Annotated in this window: 8 protein-coding genes and 1 pseudogene; 5 read left to right on the forward strand and 4 right to left on the reverse strand. The window is 62.9% G+C overall.

Translation table 11 applies throughout. The features are described from left to right. The 3 genes from BN903_RS06505 to BN903_RS06515 all read right to left on the reverse strand — a co-directional run. Window positions 1–242: Sua5/YciO/YrdC/YwlC family protein (locus BN903_RS06505; protein ID WP_048076978.1), on the reverse strand; the 242-nt coding region annotated here is incomplete at its 3' end. A gap of 102 nt (window positions 243–344) precedes the next feature. Further along, window positions 345–854 (reverse strand): redoxin domain-containing protein, encoded by a 510-nt coding sequence (locus BN903_RS06510; RefSeq protein WP_048076979.1) that lies wholly within the window; start codon window positions 852–854, stop codon window positions 345–347. A 1-nt stretch (window position 855) separates the two neighbouring features. Beyond that, window positions 856–1,116 (reverse strand): glutathione S-transferase N-terminal domain-containing protein, encoded by a 261-nt coding sequence (locus BN903_RS06515; RefSeq protein ID WP_006629628.1) that lies wholly within the window; start codon window positions 1,114–1,116, stop codon window positions 856–858. Window positions 1,117–1,280: 164 nt separating this feature from the next. On the opposite strand from BN903_RS06515, the pseudogene BN903_RS06520 reads away from it, so the two are divergent. The 5 genes and pseudogenes from BN903_RS06520 (at window position 1,281) to BN903_RS06535 (ending at window position 7,529) form a co-directional block, all read left to right on the forward strand. Then, window positions 1,281–2,704, forward strand: a pseudogene (locus BN903_RS06520) (hemolysin family protein). 294 nt (window positions 2,705–2,998) lie between these two features. After that, complete coding sequence (locus BN903_RS17980) at window positions 2,999–3,571, forward strand: ATPase domain-containing protein (RefSeq protein WP_228841040.1); 573 nt, start codon at window positions 2,999–3,001, stop codon at window positions 3,569–3,571. Between the two features lie 89 nt (window positions 3,572–3,660). Then, complete coding sequence (locus tag BN903_RS17985) at window positions 3,661–4,470, forward strand: ATPase domain-containing protein (protein WP_228841041.1); 810 nt, start codon at window positions 3,661–3,663, stop codon at window positions 4,468–4,470. A 57-nt stretch (window positions 4,471–4,527) separates the two neighbouring features. Next, entirely contained in the window at window positions 4,528–5,703 is a 1,176-nt protein-coding gene (locus tag BN903_RS06530; RefSeq protein WP_052334930.1) for a sensor histidine kinase KdpD, read from the forward strand. Next, window positions 5,700–7,529 (forward strand): PAS domain S-box protein, encoded by a 1,830-nt coding sequence (locus BN903_RS06535; RefSeq protein WP_052334931.1) that lies wholly within the window; start codon window positions 5,700–5,702, stop codon window positions 7,527–7,529. Before BN903_RS06530 ends, BN903_RS06535 begins: the two co-directional genes overlap by 4 nt. 93 nt (window positions 7,530–7,622) lie before the next feature. Here BN903_RS06535 and BN903_RS17290 read toward each other — a convergent pair. Then, a partial coding sequence (locus BN903_RS17290; protein ID WP_228841056.1) for a DUF5781 family protein occupies window positions 7,623–7,785 on the reverse strand: 163 nt, incomplete at its 5' end.

Genomic DNA, 7,785 nt, shown 5'->3' on the forward strand with positions numbered 1-7,785 from the left:
CCTACTCCCCCGTGTGTCGCCTTGCCTCCCACGACTGCGACGCCGAGGGAGAGGGGATTGTCGCGGTCGCGGCCCTTCAGTTCGAAGACGCGTCCGACGGCGGCGGCATCGAGCGCGTCAGCGCCGAGGCCGTACACCGTCTCGGTCGGATAGACGACGAGGTCGCCGCGGTCGACGGCGGCCGCCGCCGCGCGGAGTTCGTCGGATCGGTCCGGGGGGTCGTCGCTCGTGTCGGCGGTCACGCGCGTTCGTTCGGCTCCGAGTTGAAAAAGGGTGACGCGTGTGGGCCTCACGAACCGGTCGACGGAATCGCTGACCGAGAGGTCGATGAGATCAGTGACCGATCAGTCGACGAGGTCGGCGACCGCGTCGTCTATCGCCTCGGCGTCGGGGAACGCGGGGTGTTCGTCCGCGACCCACGCGTACTCGACGGTGCGGTCGGAATCGAGGAGGAACACGGCCGGTCGGCTCTCCGTGATACCGGTCATGCCGTCGATGTCGTGGGCGAGCCCGTACTCCTCGATGACGCCCGCGGCCGGGTCCGAGAACACCCGGACGCCGTCGCCGCGGTCGGCGAGCAGGCGCTTGTGGGCGTACGGCGTCGAGATTGAGACGCCGAGGACGTCCACGTCGTCGGCCCAGCCGTGGTCGTCGACCGTGTTGTAGAGGTACGTCCCCTGGAAGGCCCCGTCCATGGGGTGGAAGAGCAGGAGCGTCGGCCCGTCGACGACGTCGGCGAGCGCGCGGTCCTCCCAGTACTCGTCGTTCACGAGCGGCCGGACGAAGTCCGGTGCCGTGTCGCCCTCGGCGACGTGGTCGGTCTCGGGCAGGGAGACGACGTCGAAGTCGGGCATCTCAGGCACCTCCCTCGCCGTACGTTCCGTTGAGGTACTCTACGATGTTCGCGCTCTCCGACATCGTCACGCCGGTCTCGCGGTCGACGATCGCCGGGACGCTCCGCGCGCCGGAGACGCGCTTGACGACGTTGCGCTCGGAATGCATCGGCTCGACGTACCGGGAGCGGTACTCCAAGTCGAGTTCGTTCAGCGTCCGGACCACGCGCTCGCAGAACGGACACGCCTGGAGCCGGTACAGGGTGATCTGTGGCTCGCTCATGCGCCTCGATTCGCCCGCGAGACGGGTAATCGTGTCGACAGCGGCACCCTCGGCGCGCGTTCGTGCGGACGGCCGACGGGGCGCGCGCCTCGCCGACGATCGGGCCGCGTCGAGGATAGCCGAAGGGAACGCTTTAATCGCGGGGCGACGGATGACAAACGAACATGGGCTTGTCGTCCAGCGCAGCGGTGGTTGACCTCCTTCAGATACCGATGCCGGGCGAGAGCGTCATCACAGCGCTCGGGGCCGTCGCGATCCTCCTTTTAGTCGGGCTCTCGGCGTTCTTCTCCTCGTCCGAGATCGCGATGTTCTCGCTGCCGCAACACCGGATCGACAGCCTCGTCGACGAGGGGGTGACGGGCGCGAAGACGATCCGCGACATGAAACAGAACCCCCACCGGCTGCTGGTGACGATCCTCGTCGGCAACAACATCGTCAACGTGGCGATGACCTCCATCGCGACCGCGCTGTTCGGGATCTACCTCTCGGGCGGGCAGGCCGTGCTGGCGACGACGTTCGGGATCACGACGCTCGTGCTGATCTTCGGCGAGAGCGCGCCGAAGTCGTACGCCGTCGAGAACACCGAGTCGTGGGCGCTCCGGATCGCTCGCCCGCTGAAGCTCTCCGAGTACGCGTTGTACCCGCTCGTCGTCCTCTTCGATTACATCGTCAAGGGGGTCAACAGCATCATCGGCGGCTCGGCGGCGATCGAGTCCACCTACGTCACCCGCGACGAGATCCAGGACATCATCGAGACCGGGAACGGGAGGGGGTCATCGAGGAGGAGGAACGCGAGATGCTCGACCGCATCTTCAGATTTAACAACACCATCGCGAAGGAGGTGATGACGCCCCGGCTCGACGTCACCGCGGTCGCGAAAGAGGACTCCGTCGAGGAGGCGATCGAGACGTGTATTCAGGCCGACCACGAGCGGGTCCCCGTCTACGAGGGGAACCTCGACAACATCATCGGCGTGGTCACGGTCCGCGACTTGGTCCGCGAGCTGCGCTACTCCGAGGGGCAGCCCTCCTTGGAGCGCGTCGTCAAGCCAACACTTCACGTCCCCGAGTCGAAGAACGCCGACGAGCTGCTCGCGGAGATGCAGGACAACCGCCTCCAGATGGTGACGGTTATCGACGAGTTCGGCACCACCGAGGGGATTATCACCCTCGAAGACATGGTCGAGGAGATCGTCGGCGAAATCTTAGAGGGCGACGAGGAGGCCCCGGTGGAGTTCCTCGAAGAGAACGTCGCGGTCGTCCAAGGCGAGGTGAACATCGACGAGGTCAACGAGATCCTCGGGATCGACCTCCCCGAGGGCGAGGAGTTCGAGACGCTCGCCGGCTTCGTGTTCAACCGCGCCGGGCGGCTCGTTCAGGAGGGCGAGGAGATCGAGTTCGACGAGATCCGGATCCGCATCGAGCGCGTCGACAACACGCGGATCATGTCCGCGCGCGTGACCGTCCTCGACGGGGCTCCCGCCGCGGAGGACTCGGGTGCGCCGGTCGAGGCCGCCGATTCGACAGCGGAGGGTGGGACGGTGGAGGCGGACGGCGACGGCACCCCCGCGCGGAACAACGGGGAATAAGACGCGGTCGGTGACGGTTTTGGAGACTGAGCGATTGTTTGTCAGTAGGCGCTGGCGCTCTACCGGTCGTGACCGGGACAGCACTTAATCGCTGCTTCGATGTGGCGATCGGCGACCGCGTCGTCCGTTTCGTCAGCCGACCCAAGCAGTGTGGCAACTTGCCGAACACATTTCGGTCTAGTTTGAGTGTTAATAGTATCATCCTCGCTCAGCGGACGCTATTTAATATAGCAACCTGAACACCGCCGATAATTGAGTGACAACCGTTATTCTCGATAACGTGCTATCCATACTATGACAGCCGAACGAGTATCCACTGGCATCAGCGGTCTGGATGAGATTCTCGACGGGGGACTTATTCAGGGTCGAAACGTTCTGATGCGTGGGTCGCCGGGAGCAGGGAAGACAATTCTTGGATTACACTTCCTCTCGGCGGGGATCGATGCCGGAGAGTCGGCGCTGTACGTCAATATGGGTGAGCCGCAGGCGTACGTGGAAGAAGCAGCCGATGCGTTCGGCTTGAACACCGATCAGATACAGTTCCATAACCTCTCGCCGACTCAAGAGCAGTTCTCAAAGCGCAACTCCTACAGCGTCTTCGAGTCAGCAGAGGTCGAACAGCCGGGATTCATCGCGGCGCTACGCGAACAGATCGACAAAATCGAACCAGACCGTGTCTTGCTCGATCCGATCACGGAATTTCGGTACCTCGCCGGCGATAAACGGCAGTTCCGCTCGGGTATTCTCGGCCTCCTCGACTATCTCAAAGAGATGGACGCAACGGTGATGCTCACCTCACAGGCCGGGGGACGGTCACCGATGACGATCTGCAGTTCCTCGTCGACGCCGTCGTCTCACTCGACGTAACCCCCGAGAGCAGAGTCGTCCACGTCTCCAAGTTCCGGGGGTCGTCGTTCCGGCGAGGGAACCACTTCTACGACATCACCGACGAGGGGTTGACCGTTTGGCCGACGCTCGTTCCCGGCGAACAACAGCGGGAGGTCGAACCGGGGACGCTCTCTTCGGGCGTGGCAGGACTCGACGAGTTACTTCACGGTGGCTTAGACCAGGGAACAGTCACGATATTCAGTGGTCCGACGGGCGTCGGCAAGACGACGACCGGGCTCCAGTTTCTCTCACAGGCGGCTCTCGAGGGTAAACAAAGCGTCCTGTTCCAGTTCGAGGAGGCGGAGCGAACCATGCGGAAGCGGGCCGATGCGATCAGCCTCCCGCTACAGGCTGCGCTGGACAGCGGAAATATGTCGATCGTCGAGATCGCTCCGGAGGAGTATACCGTCGGACAGTTCGAGCACCTCGTCCGCGAGGCGGTCGAGGACGGTACCGAAGTGGTGATGATCGACGGGTCGCAGGGGTTCCAAGAGAACCTCCGAGGACTCGACAACACGACGGGTGCCCTGTTGCGGATCGGTCGGTTTCTGCGGGCCGCTGGCGTCTCCACGATCCTGATCAACGAGGTCCACAACATCACCGGGAACTTCCATGCGACCGAAGAACGGACGAGTAATCTCGCGGACAACATCGTCTTTCTGCGCCACGTCGAGTATCGCGGAGAGATGCGGAAAGTCATCGGGACGCTCAAAATGCGGACGAGCGATTTCGAACGCGGCCTCCGAGAACTCGAGATCACGGCGGACGGGATCCGCGTCGGCGAACCGCTCCCACAACTCCGAGGCATTCTCACCGGAACTCCGGAGTGGGACGATAACGACGGCGGAGAAGAGACCGGTAGCAGCGAAGGTAAGTAGCGTCGGACCAAAGCGAATGAACGAGTGTCGTAGTCGTCGACCCCGACCAGTAACCTCATGACTGATCAGGCCTCAGATCGGAGGACGACAGACGAGACCCGACGCGTTCTGATCTTGGTCGCCGACGAGGGAAATCGGCGCGTACTTGAATCGTGGGTGAACGGACACAATCGATACACGCTCGCTGAAGCCACGGATATCGCCGAGGCCGCGTTCGACTGCTGTCTGTTCGACACGCGACAATTGGGCGAAAAGCGGTCCGAACTCCTGAAGCGGAAGGAAAGCGAGGAGATCATTCTCCCGTATCTCCTGTTGGTCCCGGAACCGAGACACCGGGAGATCCACGACCGGCTCCGAGACGAACACCCGGAACTGTGGGACGCGATCGACGGGGTGATCGATATGCCGCTCACGGAGCATCGACTCGGCGAGCAGTTGGAGACGTTCTTTCGCCTCCGCAATCAGTCGCGTTCAGCGTACACGCAGCGCGAGGAGCTTCGCCGGGTCCGAGACCAGCTCGACGTGCTCAATCGGGTCCTCCGGCACGACATCCGGAACGATATGAACGTCGTCGTCGCGTGGGGTGAAATGCTCGAAGACGAAGTGACGCCTGCGGGACGAGAGAAGCTCGACAGGATCCTTCGGGCGGGGCGACACGTCGTCGAACTCACGAACGTCGCCCGGGATCTCTCGGCACTCACTCACGGCGACGAGACGCCGGACCGCAAGCCGGTCTCTCTTCGACAGATCCTCACTGCGGAACTCGAAAAGCGCCGAGCGACGTTCTCCGACGCCGAGATTACGATGCCGGAGCCACCCGATCCGGGAACGCACGTGCTGGCGAACGAGCTGCTCTCGTCGGTGTTTCGGAACCTCGTCAACAACGCCGTCCAGCACAACCGTACCGCTCACCCGAAGGTGATGATCACCGTCGAGGACGACGCCGAGTCGGTCCGAGTCAGCGTGGCCGACAACGGGCCGGGCATTCCGGATGACGTAAAAGCGGATCTGTTCGGAGCGGGTGAGAAAGGGCTGGAAAGCGGCGGGACCGGGATGGGCCTGTTTCTCGTCGACAGTCTCGTCGAGGGTTACGGCGGGGACGTCTGGATCGAGGACAGAGCGGAGAGCGAATCGTTTGGTGGGCTCGACGAGGCGGATCAGACCGGCGCGGTCTTCGTAGTCGAGCTACCGACGACACAGCGATCAGACAACCGCGAGGAGAGTTCAAAATGAACGGACCGTACCCCACGGACGGATCGGCCGGTAATGACGGTGAAGCGGCGGCACTGCTCCCACTGCTCTCCGAGGAGGGGGATCAACGGCTAGTAGCCGAGTGGATCGAAGCCCACGACCGCTATACGCTGGTCGATCCGGACCAGCCGGTCGAGACGGCGACGTTCGACTGCTGTATCCTCGACGGAGAGATGCTACGGGCCCACGCCGAAACGCTCAGAGCTCGGAAGCGCACCGCGGAGCCGGTGTTGTTGCCGTGTCTCCTGCTCGTGCCGGAGGCGGACCTTTCTGTCATCGAAACCGACCGCGGGGAGATCGCGGATGGCGTCGTGTTCGAGACCGCGGACGAGGTGGTTTCGATGCCGATCAAAAAGGCCGAACTGGAGTGGCGGATACAGGCGCTCATCAGATTGCGAACCCAATCGCAGCGACTCGAAGAACGGACGGAGACGCTGGAGCTGTTCAAACAGGCCGTCGAGGCCTCTGGAAACGCGATCTGGATAAGCGACACCGATGGGACGATACAGTATGTCAACCGGGAGTTCGAGTCGGTTACCGGCTATGACCGAGCGGAGGCCATCGGCCAGTCGCCGGACATCCTCCGATCCGGCGCGATGGGCGATGAGTATTACAGCGACCTCTGGGAGACGATTACCGCGGGTGATACGTGGCGCGAGGAGATAGTTGACCAGCGCAGCGACGGCTCGCAGTACGTCGCCGATCAGACGATCGCACCGATCGTCGAGGACGGCGAGGTGAAGGCGTTCGTCGCCGTCCAGACCGACGTTACCGAACGCAAAGAGCTCGAAGGTCGGCTCTCGTTGTACCGCGATATCATCGAGCGGATCGACGATCCGATCATGATCCAGAATCGCGACGGGGGATTTCGGCTGGTCAACGACGCGCTGTGTTCGTTCGCCGGGCTTTCGAAGGAGGAACTACTCAACGATGAAGAGTACGCGTTTATGGATTCGGAAACTGCCACGACGATCGCCCGGCAGAAACGGCGCGTCATCGAGAGCGAAGAGCCGGTCGAATACAGCGTGGAGCCAACCTTTGAATACAGCGACCGGGAGGCGATCTTCTATACGACACGATACCCGTACTACGAGGACGGCGAGCTTGCGGGCACGCTAGCGATCTGCCGGAACGTGACCGATCTCGAAGAACGGACCCGCCAGCTCCACGTGCTCGACAACGTTCTCCGACACAATATCCGAAATGATCTGAACGTGATCCAAGGGCGGGGCGAACAGCTCAAAGCCGAACTCGAGGGCGAACTTGCGGCCGCTGCTGATTCCATCGTAGCTCGGGCCAGCGCCTTGTTGAGGACGAGTGAGAAATCGCGGGAGATTACTGCCGTTCTCAGTGAGCCACGCGAGCCGACCCCGATAGATCTCGGACAGATGGTCCGGGACGTTGCCGACGAGGCGGCCGACGACTGGCCCGACGCGGATATCGACGTTACGGGTCCAACCCAGCTTCTCGTCTCTGCGACCGGATCGATCGAGACCGCACTCGAAGAGCTATTCACAAACGCGGTGATCCACAATGACCGAGAAGAACCCCGCGTGCGCGTCGAATTCGCCGTCAATGAATCGTGGGGCACCCTCAGCGTGCGGGACGACGGACCGGGCATTCCGGAGTTCGATAGAGACGTTCTCGAGTCGGGCGAGGCTATCGAGACGCTCTCACACGGCAGCGGACTGGGGCTGTGGGTGGTGTACTGGACGATCAACCACTCCGAAGGTGATATTCGCGTCGAAGACCGCGGGCCACGTGGCACCGAGATCTCCATTCGGCTTCCGCTGGCAACCGACAGGTAGCGGTCTAGTTATATACAAAACCGGCCAGAACGGAGCGGTCCGGTCGCTCGCTAGTTCCCCGCGACTCAACCTCCGCGTGCTGCGTTTTCGCTTTCAAACCGCGTAGGCGCGAGCGGCCGCGACGAGCGCCTTCCGGTAGTCGCTCTCCGAGGGGTCGTGGGCCAGATCGAGGAACCGCTCTTTGAACGCCGCCACGTCGACGGCGTCGGTGTCGCTGCCGGCCGCCCGCGCGAGGTCGTAGATCCGGTGATCGGGG

It is taken from the genome of Halorubrum sp. AJ67 (assembly GCF_000513435.1).

What these genes read in the sequence shown, in the direction of transcription:
- BN903_RS06510 (WP_048076979.1), bottom strand. Translation starts at nt 854, where the DNA reads ATGCCCGACTTCGACGTCGTCTCCCTGCCCGAGACCGACCACGTCGCC.
- BN903_RS06515 (WP_006629628.1), bottom strand. Translation starts at nt 1,116, where the DNA reads ATGAGCGAGCCACAGATCACCCTGTACCGGCTCCAGGCGTGTCCGTTC.
- BN903_RS06535 (WP_052334931.1), top strand. Translation starts at nt 5,700, where the DNA reads ATGAACGGACCGTACCCCACGGACGGATCGGCCGGTAATGACGGTGAA.
- BN903_RS17980 (WP_228841040.1), top strand. Translation starts at nt 2,999, where the DNA reads ATGACAGCCGAACGAGTATCCACTGGCATCAGCGGTCTGGATGAGATT.
- BN903_RS06530 (WP_052334930.1), top strand. Translation starts at nt 4,528, where the DNA reads ATGACTGATCAGGCCTCAGATCGGAGGACGACAGACGAGACCCGACGC.